The organism is Chryseobacterium rhizoplanae, assembly GCF_900182655.1.
Lineage (GTDB): Bacteria > Bacteroidota > Bacteroidia > Flavobacteriales > Weeksellaceae > Chryseobacterium > Chryseobacterium rhizoplanae.
The window spans coordinates 241,459-258,618 of the sequence record NZ_FXTC01000002.1 but is presented as its reverse complement, the minus strand read 5'-3'; the positions used below and the strand labels follow the sequence as shown (position 1 = coordinate 258,618).

At 36.9% G+C, this 17,160-nt stretch carries 15 protein-coding genes; 2 read left to right on the top strand and 13 right to left on the bottom strand.

Annotated elements, in window-relative coordinates; all coding sequences use genetic code 11:
• Positions 1 to 26: 26 nt before the first annotated feature.
• The 3 genes from FN817_RS06445 to FN817_RS06435 form a co-directional block, all read right to left on the bottom strand.
• Positions 27 to 434 (bottom strand): RapZ C-terminal domain-containing protein, encoded by a 408-nt coding sequence (locus FN817_RS06445; protein WP_142717227.1) that lies wholly within the window; start codon positions 432 to 434, stop codon positions 27 to 29.
• A 75-nt stretch (positions 435 to 509) separates the two neighbouring features.
• On the bottom strand, positions 510 to 914 hold the full coding sequence (locus FN817_RS06440; protein ID WP_142717226.1) for a GxxExxY protein: 405 nt from the start codon (positions 912 to 914) through the stop codon (positions 510 to 512).
• 32 nt (positions 915 to 946) lie between these two features.
• Positions 947 to 1,972: an aminoglycoside phosphotransferase family protein gene (locus tag FN817_RS06435; RefSeq protein ID WP_142717225.1), complete on the bottom strand. Its 1,026-nt coding sequence runs from the start codon at positions 1,970 to 1,972 to the stop codon at positions 947 to 949.
• 240 nt (positions 1,973 to 2,212) lie between these two features.
• Between FN817_RS06435 and xrtF the strand changes: the two genes are divergently transcribed.
• Entirely contained in the window at positions 2,213 to 2,743 is a 531-nt protein-coding gene (gene xrtF, locus FN817_RS06430) for an exosortase family protein XrtF (protein ID WP_142717224.1), read from the top strand.
• Entirely contained in the window at positions 2,730 to 3,170 is a 441-nt protein-coding gene (locus FN817_RS06425; protein WP_142717223.1) for an exosortase F system-associated membrane protein, read from the top strand. The genes xrtF and FN817_RS06425 overlap by 14 nt, the downstream gene beginning before the upstream one ends.
• A gap of 9 nt (positions 3,171 to 3,179) precedes the next feature.
• Here FN817_RS06425 and FN817_RS06420 read toward each other — a convergent pair whose 3' ends face one another.
• From FN817_RS06420 to rnhA, 10 genes are all read right to left on the bottom strand, one after another.
• Positions 3,180 to 4,178, bottom strand: coding sequence for a cation diffusion facilitator family transporter (locus FN817_RS06420; protein WP_142717222.1), 999 nt, complete (start codon positions 4,176 to 4,178; stop codon positions 3,180 to 3,182).
• A 57-nt stretch (positions 4,179 to 4,235) separates the two neighbouring features.
• Positions 4,236 to 5,228, bottom strand: a complete 993-nt coding sequence (locus tag FN817_RS06415; RefSeq protein WP_142717221.1) for an aspartate-semialdehyde dehydrogenase — start codon at positions 5,226 to 5,228, stop codon at positions 4,236 to 4,238.
• Positions 5,229 to 5,294: 66 nt separating this feature from the next.
• Positions 5,295 to 5,726 (bottom strand): hypothetical protein, encoded by a 432-nt coding sequence (locus FN817_RS06410; RefSeq protein ID WP_089692819.1) that lies wholly within the window; start codon positions 5,724 to 5,726, stop codon positions 5,295 to 5,297.
• Between the two features lie 86 nt (positions 5,727 to 5,812).
• On the bottom strand, positions 5,813 to 8,359 hold the full coding sequence (locus FN817_RS06405; protein ID WP_142717220.1) for a TonB-dependent receptor: 2,547 nt from the start codon (positions 8,357 to 8,359) through the stop codon (positions 5,813 to 5,815).
• 208 nt (positions 8,360 to 8,567) lie between these two features.
• Positions 8,568 to 9,428 (bottom strand): carboxylating nicotinate-nucleotide diphosphorylase, encoded by an 861-nt coding sequence (gene nadC, locus FN817_RS06400; protein ID WP_142717219.1) that lies wholly within the window; start codon positions 9,426 to 9,428, stop codon positions 8,568 to 8,570.
• 12 nt (positions 9,429 to 9,440) lie between these two features.
• Positions 9,441 to 11,012, bottom strand: coding sequence for an L-aspartate oxidase (gene nadB, locus FN817_RS06395; RefSeq protein WP_142717218.1), 1,572 nt, complete (start codon positions 11,010 to 11,012; stop codon positions 9,441 to 9,443).
• A 33-nt stretch (positions 11,013 to 11,045) separates the two neighbouring features.
• Positions 11,046 to 11,672 (bottom strand): NAD(P)H-dependent oxidoreductase, encoded by a 627-nt coding sequence (locus FN817_RS06390; RefSeq protein ID WP_142717217.1) that lies wholly within the window; start codon positions 11,670 to 11,672, stop codon positions 11,046 to 11,048.
• A 120-nt stretch (positions 11,673 to 11,792) separates the two neighbouring features.
• The gene (locus FN817_RS06385; protein WP_142717216.1) at positions 11,793 to 14,051 is read right to left on the bottom strand and encodes a T9SS type B sorting domain-containing protein; all 2,259 of its coding nucleotides are present in this window, start codon (positions 14,049 to 14,051) and stop codon (positions 11,793 to 11,795) included.
• A gap of 159 nt (positions 14,052 to 14,210) precedes the next feature.
• The gene (locus tag FN817_RS06380; RefSeq protein WP_142717215.1) at positions 14,211 to 16,469 is read right to left on the bottom strand and encodes a T9SS type B sorting domain-containing protein; all 2,259 of its coding nucleotides are present in this window, start codon (positions 16,467 to 16,469) and stop codon (positions 14,211 to 14,213) included.
• A 163-nt stretch (positions 16,470 to 16,632) separates the two neighbouring features.
• Positions 16,633 to 17,109, bottom strand: coding sequence for a ribonuclease HI (rnhA, locus tag FN817_RS06375; RefSeq protein ID WP_142717214.1), 477 nt, complete (start codon positions 17,107 to 17,109; stop codon positions 16,633 to 16,635).
• Positions 17,110 to 17,160: the final 51 nt, after the last annotated feature.

Sequence of the window (17,160 nt, the reverse complement as noted above, 5' to 3'; positions counted from 1 at the left end):
ATCATTTATCAATCATCGCTTATCTTTTATGAATTCAGTTGCGGTTGTTCATCATGCTGAAGGGTGATTTCCGTTCCTTCAGGATATTTTTCTTTGATAAATTCAGCAATTTTTATGGCACAATATACTGATCTATGCTGTCCGCCGGTACATCCGAAGTTAATCTGCAGATGCTCAAATCCTCTCTCAAGATAGTTATCGATATTAATTGAAACAATGGATTTTACCAGTTTCAGAAACTTTGGCATTTCTGTTTTTGTTTCCAGATATTCCTGAACTCCGATGTCATTTCCGGTCTGAATTTTATATTCTTCAATTCTTCCTGGGTTTAAAATTCCACGGCAGTCAAAAGCGAAACCTCCGCCGTTTCCTGAATTGTCTTTAGGAATTCCCCCTTTCTTGTATGAAAAACTGTGTATCTCGATGTGTAGCATTTCTATATTTTTATTTTTAAACCATTAAGGCTTATTTAGTTTTTAAGGTAAGTTAAGATTTTGATAAATCAAAATTTAGTCAGGAAGTTCTTTAAAAAAATCATTAATAAAGGGTTTCATTGACTTGGTAATATTGTTCGTAAAAAAGTTAATAAGAAGGCCTTGTGGCTTTTTAAGAACTTTCATGTAAGTGAGTAGTTGTGCCTCATGTATTGGTAAGACTTCTTCTACAGCTTTTAACTCTATAATAATTGTATCGTTGACGAGGAGATCTACAACAAGTTTTGTTTCAATTTCTATCCCTTCATAATTGATTGGGAAATACAGCTGCTGTTTAACATCATAGCCATTTTTAATAAGTTCAATCTTTAGACATTCTTCATAGACACTTTCAAGGAGACCAGGACCAAGAGCCTTATGGACTTTAATAGCAAAGCCTGTAATTTCATATGACAGTTGGGTAATTTCTTTTTTGGTCATAACCTTAATATTCTTAATGACTTAAAGTTTTCTTAATGGTTTGAATTTATAATTTCCTCAATTTTTTGCTTTGCTCTGTCTGAGGTCAGCTGGTGAATTACTTTTTTCAGTTCAGGATAATCATTCATGTGCTCCCATGAGCCGGCAAATTGTGTAATATTCTGAATTCCTTTTTCCAGACTGGCCATAAAATGCTGTTTTCTCTGAATCAGTCCCCGGAATCCATAAGCTCCCAATACCTGTAAAAATCTCATCATCTGAATAGGCATTACCGCATCTTTCAATTGAATCCTTGTTTCAGAATTTTCAAACTGCTGAATATAAAATTCCAGCATTTCCTGTTTAAAATCATCGGTGAAATTTGCTTTAGCCTGAAAAAGAAAGGAGATGACGTCGTACATTAACGGGCCCTTCATTGCAGACTGGTAATCAATGAAAGAAACTTCATTCTTTTCATTCACCATGATATTTCTTGCCTGGAAATCACGGATCATAATTCCTTTAGGCTCAATGTTTTCAATGAGTAAAGCGATTTTTTTGAATTCCTTTAAAAGTGTTGATTTGTTGTATTCAAGTTCCAGGACATCAGCTACAAAATTTTTAAAATAATAAAGATCATGAATCACAGGAAGCTCATCATAACTTTCGTATTCAAAGGTTTTTGAAAAATCAATTTTTCCCTGTGTCTGTATCTGCATTTGGAAAAGTCTTTCCAATGTCTGCTGTACCAAAGATCTTACAGTGGAAGATTGTTGTTCTTTTGTAATAATCTCAGAAAGGGTATGTTGTCCCAAAAACTCCTGGATGTACATTTTTCTGTCATCAGAAACAGCAAGAATAGAAGGGGTATTGAGTTTCAAATTTGAAAATAACTCAGAATAGTAAAGGAAACTTTCATTTTCAGGGATATTTTCATTGTAGGTGATGATGTATTTTTCAGTGCCGGCAGTGGCCAGAAAATTTACCCTCGCAGAGCCACTTTGAGCTAATGTGACGAATTCGGAAGATTTTTTACCCAAGTGGTTTTCAAAAAATCGTTTTGCGTTTTCAGAAGTCATAATATGGAAACAAATATACTAAATAAACGTGAGTTGGGAATTATAGTTTAACGAAGTGAAAATGTGAAGAGAAGAGACCGTTATAATGAAGGAATAAAAAAGTGTTGAATATTTATTTTATGGAGAATTTTAAAGAAAATTTTACAGTATTATATTCCATAATCGAAAGATCTGATGGGTGTTTTTTAAGTTTCTTGATTCAAATTCAGGATATTACAGGCTAATTTTTATCTTTGCAGAATGTTGAAAGACTTTAAACCTGTTTTAGGTATTTTATTGCGTTTCATTATTATTTACCTGGTATTGCTTTTTGCCTATCAGTTCTATCTGAATAGTGGTAAAGATGCCGGGTTGGATTCTTTTTCAAGAATAATTGCCAATCAGGTAGCTGCTGTGCAGAATAGCATAGGTTATCCTACGGAGCTTTATGATGACGTAAAGAATGAGCAGGTTTGGTTTTATGTAAAACAACGCTATGAGACAAGAATGGTGGAGGGCTGTAATGCTGTTTCTGTGATCATTTTGTTTGTTTCTTTCGTTTTCGCTTTTTATAAAGGAATGAAAACCTTTGTCTTTGTTGGGGCGGGGTTGATTATCCTGTATATCATGAATCTTCTGAGAATCGTAGGGTTGAATATTGTCATGACAGACCATAAAGAATATGGTAAAATATTCCATGATTTTATTTTTCCTGCCATTATTTATGGAAGCGTCGTTGTGCTTTGGCTGATCTGGATTAAATTTTTTGCATTAAAACATGAAAATTCTTAATTGGCTTCTGATTATAGCAGGAATCTGCGGATTGATTGGGGTGAGAGCTCTGGAGGATACTCTTTTTTATGATCCTTTCCTCGGTTATTTCCATGAAGCGAATAAACATATTGAATTCCCTGCATTTGAATGGGGAAAACTGATTGGCGGACATTTGTTTAGATTCGTTTTAAATCTTTTGTTTTCCTGCCTGATCATTCATGGTTTATTCAAAAACAAACAATGGACATTGCAGGGTGCAGTGATGATCATTGTTGTCTTTGCTATTACATTACCCATTTACCTGTACTGTATTCATGATAAATTTGAAATAGGATATCTTTTTTCTTTCTATATGAGAAGGTTTGTAATCCAGCCTTTGATTATACTGCTTATTGTTCCTATGTTTTATTACAGAAAGCAGATGATGGATAAAGAGGAAAGATAAGTGAATGTATTATTCTACGGTGTGTTTATCTACACTGGTTACATTCTCCGGAGTCCATTCTACACGTTTGACAAAATCTTTTTCACGGACAGGGCAGTCTTTGATCTGGCAGACCGGGCATGAAATCGGTTTACAATCATCCATATGAAAATTGAACTCAATGCTTCGTTTCATATTTTTGGCAAGGAGGATGATTACCTTTTCCATTTCACTGTGGGCATCACGAAGGTCATAATACCATGGAAGGGTAATGTGGGCATCAATATGCAGGGAAGAACCGAATTGCTGTATTTTCATATTGTGTACATCAATCCATTCGATCTGTCTGTTTCCTTCAAGGATTCTGATGACCTGATTCAGTATTTCAGGGTCCTGCTCATCCATGATACCACTTAAAGATTTTCGGACGATTTTATAGCCTACAAATATGATGTAAAGTCCAAAAGATAATGCTACTGCTGAATCCAGCCAATAAATTTTAGTAAAATAAACAATGACTAAACTTAGAACTACTCCAAGGGTGGTAATGGTATCGGATTGAAGGTGTTTCCCGGATGAGATAAGAACCAGAGAGTTTTCTCTTTTCCCTTTTTTTATAGAAATATATCCCAATAGATAATTAATGATTGCCGTGGCAGCAATGATCCATATCCCAAGATCTATTTTACTCAGTGTTTTTCCTACGATAAGACTGTGAACCCCTTCATAGATAATCATAACACCGGCAATAGCAATAAGAGCTCCTTCAATACCGGAAGTCACAAATTCTACTTTCCCATGGCCGTATGGATGGTCCTCATCTTTAGGCTTGGCCGCAAGATGAAGTGAATATAATCCCATGAATGCACTGATGACATTCACGACACTTTCCATAGCATCGGAAAAGACAGCATCGGAATTGGTGAGTTTCCAGGCAATAATCTTTCCGATAAAAAGGATAACTCCAAACACTGCAATAAGTTTTTGGAATCCTATTTTCTCTTTGTGGGTATTTTTCTGGGTATTCATATAGAGTTTGATAAAAAAAAGAATCTCAATTTTGAGACTCTTTTTTATTTTGTTAGTTTATACTAAGTTGTTTGCTACAAGGTATTCTGCGATTTGTACAGCGTTTGTTGCTGCTCCTTTCCTCAGATTGTCAGCAACAATCCAGAGGTTGAGCGTTTTGGGCTGTGAAAGATCTCTTCTGATTCTTCCTACGAACACCTCATCTTTTCCTTCTGAATATAAAGGCATCGGGTACTGGTTGTTTTTCACATCATCCATTACAATTACCCCAGGAGTTTCGGATAAGATTTTTCTTACTTCGTCCAGTTCAAATTCATTTTCGAATTCAATGTTCACACTTTCAGAATGTCCTCCCTGAACCGGAACTCTTACAGCAGTTGCTGTTAAGTTAAAGGTATCGTCTCCTAAAATCTTTTTAGGCTCCTTCATCAGTTTAATCTCTTCTTTGGTGTAATCATCATCAGCAAATACATCACAGTGTGGCAATGCATTTTTGAAAATCTGATAAGGATATACTTTTGCGATAGAATCATCTCCGCTGATTTCACCGTTTAACTGGTCTACAGCAGCTTTACCAGTTCCTGTTACAGACTGGTAAGTAGAAACAATTACTCTTTTTAAATCATATTTTTTGTTCAAGGGTCCTAAAACCATTACCAATTGAATGGTAGAACAGTTCGGATTTGCAATGATTTTATCTTCTTTCGTTAAAACATCAGCATTGATCTCAGGAACTACCAGTTTTTTATCAGGGTCCATTCTCCATGCAGAAGAATTATCAATTACTGTGATTCCTGCTTCTGCAAATAAAGGGGCAAATTCAAGGGAAGTAGAACCACCTGCAGAGAAGATTGCAATATCCGGTTTGGCAGCTATAGCGTCCTTCATGCTTACGATGGTAAATTCCTTCTGTTTATACTTCACCTTCTTGCCTACAGATCTTTCGGATGCTACCGGAATTAATTCTGTTACAGGGAAGTTTCTCTCCTCCAAAACTTTAAGCATAACTTGTCCAACCATTCCTGTTGAACCTACTACAGCTACTTTCATTGATTTAATTAAAAATTTAAGATTAAACTATTTATAAATTATAACGCATATAATTTCTTTGTCTGTTTAAGCCCCAAAGACTCTTGTCCAAGGGAACGCGAATGCAAATAAACCTACTGCAATCAGTCCCATAATCACTACTCCTAAAGAAATAGTGTCATTGGATTTTACTTTTTTGTTGACGATAGTCATCAAAACTGCTGCAATAAGCATAGAGAATGGGTGTTCAACATATTGAAATCTCAATGCTGCATTTTTCATTACTTCTCCCATGTTTAATCCTTTGCTAAAAGTTGTGATCAACATAATAATTCCCAATAAAAACTGAACGTGGAAGAAAATCATTGTGAAAAGGGTTGTTTTCTTCAAAAATTTGTTCACTTTTCCACTGAAACCGAACATGGTAGCTAAAAGTGCAATGATAAATAATGTTACCAAAAGAATTTCAAGATACCCGAAACCTTTGTGGGCATTAAGTAAAATGTTGTAAAAATCCATAATCCTATTTTTTTGTACACAAAGATAACAAAAATCCCGGCTCAAAGCCGGGATTGATATTTATAAAATCTAATATTGTGATATTATTAGAAGTTGAATGATAATGTTGCTGCCCATGTTCTTCCGAATCCGAAATACACCTGGTTACCTGTAGCAACCCCTTTATATAACTTACCTGCTTGTTCGTAAGTTGGAGCATTAGCCGCAGTACCACTTTTATCATCAGCATGAATAGCTGTTAGAGATTCCGCGATATAAGTTGTATCAAACAAGTTGTAAACATTTCCTCTGATTGTAAAGAATTGAGAAGGGTTTTTTAGTTTGATTTTATAAGAAATTCCCAGGTCAAATAAATGATAGTCAGGAAGTTGTAATGCTCCTTTAGCAGATGCGCTGCTATAAGAGTATACATCTAGTGAAGAATATAATTTATTAGCATATCTCCAGTTCATATCTACTTTCAAATCTTTAACAGGAGTAACAGTGATACCTAATGCTGCAGTCATCTGAGCAGATTCTCCTACTTTCACTTTGTCTAGATTTAATGTAGTTTCATTAGATGTAGTGCCTGGTAAGTTGAATGGAGAGTTATCTGCATCATTGAATAATGTTGCGTTTGCTGTTCCGTTATAATGCCAGTCTCCAACTGAGAACATCCCGTATGCAGATAAGAACTTGTTAAGAACTAAGTTAGCGTCAAATTCAATACCTTGGTGAACTTCACTAAGACCATTGATTTCAGCATAGTAAGTTGTTCTTACATTTGTTGCAGGATCAGTATAAGATAATCCTGTCTTTCTTTGATATCTGTCATCCCAAGTAGTTCTATAAATGTTTACGTTAGCATTGAATTTAGAAGATCTAAATCCGTATCCTAATTCAACTCCAAAGATTTTTTCATTGGTTGCATCAGGCGAAACTACATTTTCATTACTTCTATAGATTGAATTAAAGAAAGGTTGTTTCTCATAGTAACCAACATTACCAAATACATTATGGTGTTCGTTGATGTTATAGTTTAATCCCCCTTTAATGTTGTAACCAGTTAGGTTCTTATAATCAGTTGTTGTAGGCATGATGGTACCATTCTTAGATTTAGTAACATTATCAATGATAAAGTTATCTATTCTTTGGAATCCTTGGTTAGAAACTGATCCTTGTACAAACGCAGAAAAATCATTTTTTGTATACTCCAATTGACCAAATGCTCCATACCAAAGGACGTTAGAATCATTGCTATAACCAATTCTATTATTGATATCCATTAATTTACCTCCGAAAGGATTCCATTTTGGATCTGTACCTTCAGTTGCTGTTACAGTATTATTCCCAATATTTTTGTTGTTTTTGTCAAGATATCCAGAACCTCCTAATAAATCACTAACTACTTGATAATGGTATCCTTGATAATATCTTGCGTCAACACCAGCGCTGATTTTGAAATTTTCATTGAAGGTATGGTTGAAAGATGAGATTAATCCAAACCAGTTGTGAGAGTTAATAGAAGCATTTCTGATTAAGATCCCTTTCGTAGGGTTAGAAGCTTGGTTGGCTGCATAAATTGCATCAAAATTATAAAGTCCTGTATTAGGATCTCTGAAAGTACTTAAAGCTTTACCATTTGCTGTACCTGTTGTATTGGTTCCTCCACCTCTACCAAAAGAAGCGTAAACAACAGTATTAAGTTTTGATTTTTCGCTTATTCTCCAATCCCAGTTTAAAGACATTACTGGTTTGTGGTAATAATTTACTCTTGCAGAATATTCTCTACCGTTTAAATATCCCCAATCAGAGTTGTATTTTCTATCAGGTGTTCCATCATGGTCCTGGTTGTAAAGAATATAGTTGTCAATTGTTGATGCATAAGATCTTTGATTGTGCCATTGTGGAGCTCCAGTGATTGTGAATTGGAAATCATGGTTACCTCCAGGTTTCTGATATCCTAATGCAAAATAGTAGTTGTATCCTTCGAATTTAGTTCCATCTGCATACATAGAACCTGCTGTTCTACTCATCAAGAATGAAGAAGACCATCCTTTCTCAGATTTACCAGTGTTATAAGCAAATAGAGATTTTACATAGTCATTATTACCTACTCCTAAAGAAACAATTCCTCCTTGTTTTTTATCAGAGGATCTGGTTAAGATGTTTACAGTCCCCCCAATAGATGCAATTGCTAATTTGGATGAACCCAAACCTCTTTGAACTTGCATTGCAGAGGTTACGTCAGATAATCCAGCCCAGTTTGACCAGTAAACAGAACCGTTTTCCATGTCATTAACTGGCATACCATTTACCATTACAGCAATGTTGTTTTGACTGAATCCTCTAATGTTTAGCTTAGAGTCTCCAAATCCACCACCACCTTTAGTTGCATATACAGATGGCGTAGTGTTAAGGATTTCAGGGAATTCCTGATTTCCTAATTTTTCAACAATTTGAGCTTCCTTAATTGTTGAAACTGCTACTGGAGTCTTTCTATCTTTAGCGATATCAGCAACACCAGTTAATACAACTTGTTCAATATCATTGGATTTTGTTTTTACAGTATCCTGAACTTGTTGTGCATAATAAACACTAGCTGTAGATAATGTAATTACTGCAGATAGCATCGATTTGTTGATTAATTTCATAATCGTTAGTAATAATTAGATTTAATTTTCTGCAAAATTCGCAAAATAAAATTTAACTATTATTAACTTAATGTTAATTTTTAATCAGTCTTAATAATGTTAATAGTTTGAAATTCAGTGTTATGGCTAAAAAATAGAATTTTTTATGAAAAAAGTCATGTTATTGAATTTTTAACAAAGTGGGGGTGTTTTTGTTAAAAATTCAACGCTATTTCACTGCTTTGAGACTCAAATCTATATTCTCAGCAGAGTGTGTAAGGGCCCCTACAGAGATGAATGTAACGCCTGTGGAAGCAATTTCTTTAAGCATATCGCGGGTAATTCCGCCTGAAGCTTCAGACTCACATGAACCGTTGATCATTTTTACAGCTTCCTTCATGGTCTTTACATCCATGTTGTCAAGCATAATTCTGTCGACCTTTGCATTGATGGCTTCCTGAACTTCTGCAAGGTTTCTTGTTTCAACCTCTATTTTTAACTTTTTTTTGTTCTTTTTAACGTAGTCTTTGGCCATTGCCACTGCATTGGTAATGCTTCCGTTGTAATCAATGTGATTATCTTTCAGCATAATCATGTCATAAAGGCCATATCTGTGATTAGTTCCGCCACCTATGGCAACTGCCCATTTTTCACACATCCTGAAGTTAGGAGTTGTTTTTCTTGTATCTAAAAGTTTAGTTTTTGTGCCTACCAACCTTGAGTCCCAGTCGTGGGTAAGGGTGGCAATACCGCTCATCCTCTGCATACAGTTAAGTACAAATCTTTCCGTGGAAAGGATAGATTTTGCACTTCCTGTTACAATAAGAGCAACATCTCCGAATTTGCAAGGAGTTCCATCTTTAATGAAAACTTCTACTTTCAGATTTTTGTCAAAAGTCTTGAAAATGATTTCTGCCAGCTCAACTCCTGCAAGAATGCAGTCCTGTTTTACTAAAAGCTTTGCACTTTGTACAAGATCCTGTGGAATAGTAGATAGGGTAGAGTGGTCTCCGTCCTGAATATCTTCCTCAAGTGCGTTTTTTATAAATGTCTTTAATGCTTTATCTGTTACGTATGCTGGTCTTTTCATTGTGTGGTACTTTTAGGCTAAATCTTTATTATAAAATGCTCCTTTATTCTCTGTCATTTCCATAGATTGGGTAATGATGAGGTGGGCAACGGTTGTAAGGTTTCTTAATTCCGATAATTGCGGAGAAAGAATAGAGTAATGGTAGATCTCGTCTACGGCAGCGGCAATTTCCTGATGTTTTTGCAGAGCCATATTCAAACGTCGGTTACTCCTTACAATACCTACCAGATCGCTCATCATTTCCTGAAGCTGTTTTCTGAGATAGCTTACAATTACCATTTCGTCCATGATTTTCATTCCTTCTTCATTCCATTCCGGAACGGCTTTCAGATCATCAAAGTTAAAATTGTTTTCATTCAGAAGTTCTACGGTTTTCATGGCAGCATTGTGTCCGAAAACCAAGCCTTCAAGTAATGAATTGGAAGCAAGTCTGTTGGCTCCGTGAAGTCCTGAGTTGGTACATTCACCTACAGCAAAAAGGTTTCTGATGGAGGACTGTCCGTCTCTGTCAACTTCAATACCTCCCATTAAATAGTGACAGGCCGGTACAACGGGAATTAATTGAGTGAAGGGATCAATTCCTTCGTCTCTGCATTTTTTATAAATATTAGGGAAATGTTCTAAGAATTTTTCATGGTTCATTTCCTTGCAGTCTAAACCAACAAATTCGTCTCCGGTAATTTTCATTTCGGCGTCGATGGCTCTTGCCACAATATCTCTGGATGCTAATTCTTCACGCTCATCATATTTATGCATGAATTTTTCGCCTCTTTTGGTTTTTAATTTTGCTCCATCTCCACGAACGGCTTCTGAAATTAAAAACAACATTCCATCCATTTTACTGTACAAAGCTGTTGGATGAAACTGGTAATACTGCATATTGGAAACTTTTCCTTTGGCACGGGCTACGAAAGCAATTCCGTCTCCGGTAGCGATGGTAGGATTGGTGGTGTTTTTATAAACATGTCCTGCGCCTCCAGTGGCAGCCAGTGTTATTTTGGAAGTGATTTTTTTGATGGTCTTGGACTTTTCATCCAGGATGTAAGCGCCATAGCAATGGATGTCACCTTCGTTGAGTTCTTTTCCGGGAACATGGTGTTGGGTAATGATATCGATGACATAATGATGGTCAAGAATTTCAATATTCGGGCTGTTCTTGGCTGTTTCCAGCAAAGCCCGTTCGATTTCAAAACCTGTAATATCTTTGTGGTGTACGATTCTGTTTTCAGTATGGCCTCCTTCTCTTCCCAAAGCGAATTTGCCGTTCTTCATGTCAAACTGGGCACCCCATTCTACAATTTCGTTGAATCTTGCTGGGGCTTCCCTTACTACCATTTCTACGACATCGCGCTTGTTTTCTCCGTCACCGGCACGCATCGTATCATCAATATGTTTCTGGAAATTGTCATTCTGAAAATCTGTAACAACAGCCAGACCGCCTTGTGCATATTTGGTATTGCTTTCATCTTCGTCAGATTTGGTTACGATAATGATTTTGGCATCAGGGAGCTGTTCAGAAACTTTAATGGCATAGGAAAGTCCGGAAATGCCGGAACCGATTACTAATACATCCGCTTTTATCATATGCTTGCTTTAGGTACAATCGTTTAAAAACGATTAAATAAATTTAAACAATTTTTCGTTTGGTTTCCTTACTTTTTTCATGTACTGAAAATGGTCTTCTTCAGAACGGTAGCCTAAAGCGAGGGTAACAGTTACTTTTTCTGTTTCGGGATTGATATTCAGAATTTCTTCTATAATATCCTGGCGGAAGCCTTCCATAGGACAGGAGTCTATACTTTCAATAGCCGCGGCATACATAAGATTGGCCAATACTATATAGGATTGTTTTTCTGCCCAGTTGAAAATTTCATCCTGTGTTTTCTGGGTGATATGCTGATTAATACTGTTTCTGAAAGGATCTAGTTTTTCAACAGGAGTGTCTCTTACTTCAGAAATATGATTAAAATATCCCCGGATATAGTTCTCTTCAATAATTTTCTTTGAAATGATAACGATAAGATGAGAACAGGTGGAAATCTGAGAAGGATTATAGAAAGCCGGAATCAGTTTCTGCTTCATTTCTTCACTCTCAACAATCACAATTTTATAGGGCTGAAGTCCCAGCGAACTGGCAGACAGCTTTCCTGACTCAAGAATATTGTGAAGAGTTTCCTGAGGAATAATCTGATGATTGAATTTTTTTACAGAATATCTTCTGCTTAAAGCTTCCAAATAATTCATAGGACAAATTTAAGAATTGAATATGAATAAAGAGTCTTTAAAATGAAATATCTCTGCCTTGTTAATACAAAAATCACCCCGGCTGACGGGGTGATTCTTTTGATGTGGTGGAAAGTGTAATTATTCTCTGTTTTTTACAACAATCCAACCTGAGAATTTTATCGGAGTACTGTTTTTATTATTTTCATTCCATGAAATAGAATACCAGTAATTTCCTGTAGGAACTTTTTTACTTCCATTAGTGGTACCTGCCCATTTGTAGCCATTGGTTTTATCAGCCTGGAACATTTTATAGCCATATCTGTCGAAGATGCCTATTTCCAGATTCTGTTTATTGGCAAGTGCAGAATAATCAACAAAATCATTAATACCATCATCATTAGGAGTGATCACGTTGATCAGATTAGGTACCGTAATATTAACTTCCACAGGAACACAATTATAACCGTCTCTTACATATATTTTAGCTTCTCCTCTGGCAATATTGGTAAAGATATTAGAATCCTGCCAGTTGATATTATCCATAGAATATTGGTAAGGAGGAGTTCCGCCATTGGCATATATTGTCACTGTGCTTCCTGAAATATCAACAGTGGTAACAACCGGATTATCGGAAGGATATACTGTTACTTTTTGAGTGGCAATACAATCTCCGGTTTTAAGTTTCACCCAATAAGTCCCTACCCCTACATTCTTGATCGATTGAGTGGTAGCACCCGTGCTCCATTCATAGCTTTTGAAACCAGCTCCTGCATCTAATGTGGTTGTATTTTCTATACAGATCGTCTGATCAAGTAATGTTCTTGAGAAAACTGGAGGAATGACAGTTAAAGTAACTTTGGCAATTGAATAACATCCGTTTGCGCTGAATACTTTAATGTAAACAACTCCATTAGGTGCGATGTATGCCGCCGGCGTAGAGATTGCATTCGTTCCGCTGATGGCGTCAGTTAAAGATGGGTAATATTCTTTTGTAAGTCCACCTTGAGAAACGACGGCTCCTGTAAGATTAAAAGATGCCATTGATGGATTGGTTTCTATAAAGCAGGATTTTATTTCAACATCATTGACAACAACAACAGGGTAGATGTTAAGTGTAACTTTAGCTGTACTTACGCAACCCTGAGGAGTCGTTACTCTTACATATAAAGTAGCTGCAGCTGAAGCATAGGCGGAAGGGTTCGTAATTTGATTGGTTCCGTTATTGAGGTCATATAAAGTAGGAAAGAATTCTTTGGTAGCCCCAGCTACAGTCGTTACAGCGGCAGTGTTAAGGTCAAATGTGGCTGTTCCTGCATTGTTATTATTACAACCTGTAAGGCTTGCATCTGTTGCAGCAAATGGAGTAGGATTAAGCTGAATGACTCCGTCACCATTATCACAAAGCGTAGAAGTAGGATCTTTTACAACAACCTTGATGGTAGTATTTCCTGAATATTGGAAACTTGCAGGATTGGCAATAGGCGTAGAGCTTCCCAAAACATAATAAGTGAAAACGTAGTTTGCAGGATTATTTACAAATTGAGAGTTGAAAGAAGTAAGGTCCACTACACCATTTCCGGTAGCGGGATTTGTACATACAAAAGGAGTTACCGTATTACTTAAAATAGGAACTTTATCTACGAATACTTTAACATCTTTAATAGAATGTCTTGCGCTGGCACCTCCGGTTGCGGCAGAGAAACCGAAATATCCCTGTGACATTCCCACTGCACCTCCGGAAGGAGCAAAAGACTGATCTACAATAAGTACCCCGTTGATTCTTACTTTGATAATCCAGTTTGTCGGGTTGGTAAGGTCTGTTTCTCCGTTTACTTCAACATGTCTGTAGGTGTCTCCTACAAACGGCTGAGTGGCAATAAGGTCAGGAGAATGGAATGTACTTCCCGGAGTGGTGTTGAATTCGATATTATTACCAGCTGTATTATTGGTGCCATAAAGAATGTGAACTTTACTCATCTGTCCCTCAGTAGTGTTGTTGAAGATGTCAAAACCAACCATTAGCCCGGAAGCATTCGCAGGAATACCAAGTCCTCCTCCTGAAACAAATCCTGTAGGTGGATTGGCAAGATACCAGAAAGTAAAGCCATCTCCTTTTCCGAACTGAGCAGTTCCGTTTCCGTCAATTCTGAAATCGAATTCCACCTTCCATTTATCGCAATAGCTCAGGGTAATAGGAGTGGATAATTTTACAGCCCCGTATCTGCTGGTCTGATCTGTGGTAAGCCTTACAAAGTCTCCGCTTACTATAGCATCAGATACAAGATCCCAGCCCGTTGTATTTACGGGGTTTCCGGTAAGTTGGTATGTTTGTGAAAATAACCTTCCCGGCAAGCATAATAAGATAGTCAGTAAAAAAATGAGTATATCTTTTTTCATAGTGGATGGATTATGATGTTATTTGTTTTTTGATATAAAATTGATTTGTTACATGTTTAAATTGATTATAAAGGCAATATGTAATTTCAAATTCGGGAGGTGAGGATCCTTGTTTTAATATCGAAACTACCCCATATGAGGTAGTTTCGGATACTAAATTTATTCTCTGTTTTTAACCAACACCCAGCCTGAATATTTGGTTTCTGTATTGTCTTTATTGTTCTCATTCCATGAGATCGTGTACCAGTAAGTTCCTGTAAGAACTTTTTTACCGGAAGCCGTTCCGTCCCATGTGAAGTTTCTCATTTTTCCTGCCTCATATAATTTGTTACCATATCTGTCATACACGATGAATACCAGATTTTTCTTGTAAGCAAGCGCTGAATAGTCAATAAAGTCGTTTACGTTATCACCGTTTGGAGTGATGGCATTGATCAGGTTCGGTACAGTGATCTGAACTTCAACAGGAGTACAGTTGTAGAAGTCTTTTACATACACTCTTACTTCTCCTCTTGCAAGTCCGGTGAATATATTGCTGGTCTGCCAGTTGACTCCATCCAGAGAGAATTGATACTGAGGTTTTCCTCCGGCTACATTTACCGTGATTGTGTTGTTGTCAATATCAATGCTGGAAATCACAGGATTTGCAGATGCATTTATTTTTACAATCTGTGTCGTGATACAATTCCCTGTTTTAAGTCTCACCCAATAAACACCTACTCCCAGATCTTTAACAGATGAGGTAGTTGCTCCAGTGCTCCATTCATAGCCATCAAATCCAGGACCTGCATCCAGATCTGTTTTTTCACCTATACAAATGGTTTTGTCTTTCAACACCGAAGATGTTACAGGTGGTAATACAATAAGATTGATCTTGGCAATATTGAAACATCCGTTGGCATCTGTTACTTTTGCATACACGGCAGTACTTGTAGATAAGTACTGAAGAGGATTCATGATCTCATTGGTTCCGTCTAAAGCATTAGCAATGGAGGTGTAGTATTTTTTTGTCACACCGCTGTTTAATGTAGTAACATTCGCAGTGGTCAGATTAAAAATAGCACTGGTAATATTAGTTTCAATAAAGCATGATCTAATTGTAGCTTCCTGCACAGGAGTGTCCGGGTAAAATGCCAGGGTGATTTTTGCTGTACCTGTACATCCCTGAGGGGTCGTTACTTTTACATATACTTCTCCGGGAGCAGAGAAGTAACTGCCGGGATTTTGAATTTCATTCGTGTCTGCATTTAGGTCAGCTAACGTTTTATAATATTTTTTAACAGCGCCGGGAACACCTGTGACATTTGCTGTATTCAGGTTGAAAGTGGCTGTTCCTGCTTTGTTATTGTTACATACCGTAATCGTTTTGTCCTCAGCTTTAAAAGGAGCAAGAACCAATAATATTTTACCATCCGGGTTGTCACAGAGCAGTCCTGCATTATCTTTAATAACAACAGTAACCGTTGTATTTGCATTGAATTGATAGTTGGCAGGATTAGCAATAGGAGTAGAGCTTCCCAGTGGATAATAACTAAATGTATAATTTGAAGGATTGTTGACAAATTGCGAGTTGAAAGATGTCAGGTTTACAGATCCATATCCGGTAGTAGGATTAGGACAGAAAGACTGAGTCGCTGAGTTTTGTAAAATAGGAACTTTATCAGTATAAATTTTTACATTTTTAATAGAATGTCTTGATCTTGCACCTCCTGTAGAAGCTGAGAATCCAAAATATCCTACCGTCATTGCAGCAGCTGTTCCGGAAGGAGCAAAAGACTGATTACAAATTACATTACCATCTATTGTTATTTTTAAGATCCAGCTTGTAGGAGCTGCGGGATCTACCTGTGCGGTTACTTCAACATGTTTAAAGGTGGTGCCCTGAAAAGGTTGTGTGGTGTTCAAATCCGGTGAGTGAAAGGAGCTTCCTGCAACATTGAAAAATTCAACGTTATTGGTATCAGTTGTATTTTGAACCTGTCCGTAAGCAACGTGAACCTTGCTCATCGTAGCAGTGGTCGTGTTGTTGTAAGTATCCAGTCCTACGATAAGTCCAACTGCATTTTGTGAGACACCCAATCCGGATCCTAATACACTGGCGACAGGCGGATTGGCCAGATACCAGAACGCGATTCCATCTCCGTTGGAGGTTTGGTTGGAATCCATTCTGAAATCAAATTCTACTCTCCATTTATCACAATATTTTAAATTAATAGGGTCATTCAGTCTGATAGAACCGGATTGATTATTGGTATCCGGGGTGAGCTGAATAAAATCTGTGTTTACCTGAGTAGGGGAAACCATCGTCCATCCAGTAGTAGTCACTGGGTTTCCGGTAAGCTGATAAGTCTGGGCAAAGGACTTCCCGGCTATACAGAGTAAAAAAACAGATAAATACAATAATAGATTTTTATTCATTTAAGGGGACTTTGATTAATGTGTAAAGATATTAAATCCCGATTAAATAATATGTATTTAGTGTTAATTTTGCTAAAATTTTAATAATATTTTAAAAAAATGCTGCTTATTGTGATGTAATGGTGAATATTGTAGTATGGTTTACGTATTTATATGAATTAAATTAAAATAAGGAATTGCTATCCAAACCCTCAAAATAAGTATCAATTTCGAGATCGGGAGAATTGGCTGCTGCAACTGCCAGTTTGTCGCAAAGCTCGTTCTCAAAGTGCCCTGCATGGCCTTTCACCCAATGCATTGTAGGGGTGTGTTTGTTGTATAACTCAACGAATTTTTTCCAGAGGTCGGGGTTCTTTACATTCTTCCAGCCTCGCTTGATCCATCCGGCAATCCAGTTTTGGTTTATCGCATCAGATACGTACTTGCTGTCAGTATATACATGGATCTCGTTTTCTGTAGATTTCAGTTTTTCCAGTGCAGTGATCACTGCCAGAAGCTCCATTCTGTTATTGGTAGTTTTTCTAAACCCTTTGGAAAATGTTTTCTGATAGTTTTTTTCAGGAACGCGCATGAGAATTCCATATCCGCCTTTTCCCGGATTTCCGCTGCAAGCCCCGTCGGTATAAATTTCGATTCTCAAATCTGCTTTTTAAAAAATTGAATTATGGGTTGTGAATTTAAACTGAATTTG

What these genes read in the sequence shown, in the direction of transcription:
- FN817_RS06445 (WP_142717227.1), bottom strand. Translation starts at nt 434, where the DNA reads ATGCTACACATCGAGATACACAGTTTTTCATACAAGAAAGGGGGAATT.
- FN817_RS06440 (WP_142717226.1), bottom strand. Translation starts at nt 914, where the DNA reads ATGACCAAAAAAGAAATTACCCAACTGTCATATGAAATTACAGGCTTT.
- FN817_RS06435 (WP_142717225.1), bottom strand. Translation starts at nt 1,972, where the DNA reads ATGACTTCTGAAAACGCAAAACGATTTTTTGAAAACCACTTGGGTAAA.
- xrtF (WP_142717224.1), top strand. Translation starts at nt 2,213, where the DNA reads ATGTTGAAAGACTTTAAACCTGTTTTAGGTATTTTATTGCGTTTCATT.
- FN817_RS06425 (WP_142717223.1), top strand. Translation starts at nt 2,730, where the DNA reads ATGAAAATTCTTAATTGGCTTCTGATTATAGCAGGAATCTGCGGATTG.
- FN817_RS06420 (WP_142717222.1), bottom strand. Translation starts at nt 4,178, where the DNA reads ATGAATACCCAGAAAAATACCCACAAAGAGAAAATAGGATTCCAAAAA.
- FN817_RS06415 (WP_142717221.1), bottom strand. Translation starts at nt 5,228, where the DNA reads ATGAAAGTAGCTGTAGTAGGTTCAACAGGAATGGTTGGACAAGTTATG.
- FN817_RS06410 (WP_089692819.1), bottom strand. Translation starts at nt 5,726, where the DNA reads ATGGATTTTTACAACATTTTACTTAATGCCCACAAAGGTTTCGGGTAT.
- FN817_RS06405 (WP_142717220.1), bottom strand. Translation starts at nt 8,359, where the DNA reads ATGAAATTAATCAACAAATCGATGCTATCTGCAGTAATTACATTATCT.
- nadC (WP_142717219.1), bottom strand. Translation starts at nt 9,428, where the DNA reads ATGAAAAGACCAGCATACGTAACAGATAAAGCATTAAAGACATTTATA.
- nadB (WP_142717218.1), bottom strand. Translation starts at nt 11,012, where the DNA reads ATGATAAAAGCGGATGTATTAGTAATCGGTTCCGGCATTTCCGGACTT.
- FN817_RS06390 (WP_142717217.1), bottom strand. Translation starts at nt 11,672, where the DNA reads ATGAATTATTTGGAAGCTTTAAGCAGAAGATATTCTGTAAAAAAATTC.
- FN817_RS06385 (WP_142717216.1), bottom strand. Translation starts at nt 14,051, where the DNA reads ATGAAAAAAGATATACTCATTTTTTTACTGACTATCTTATTATGCTTG.
- FN817_RS06380 (WP_142717215.1), bottom strand. Translation starts at nt 16,469, where the DNA reads ATGAATAAAAATCTATTATTGTATTTATCTGTTTTTTTACTCTGTATA.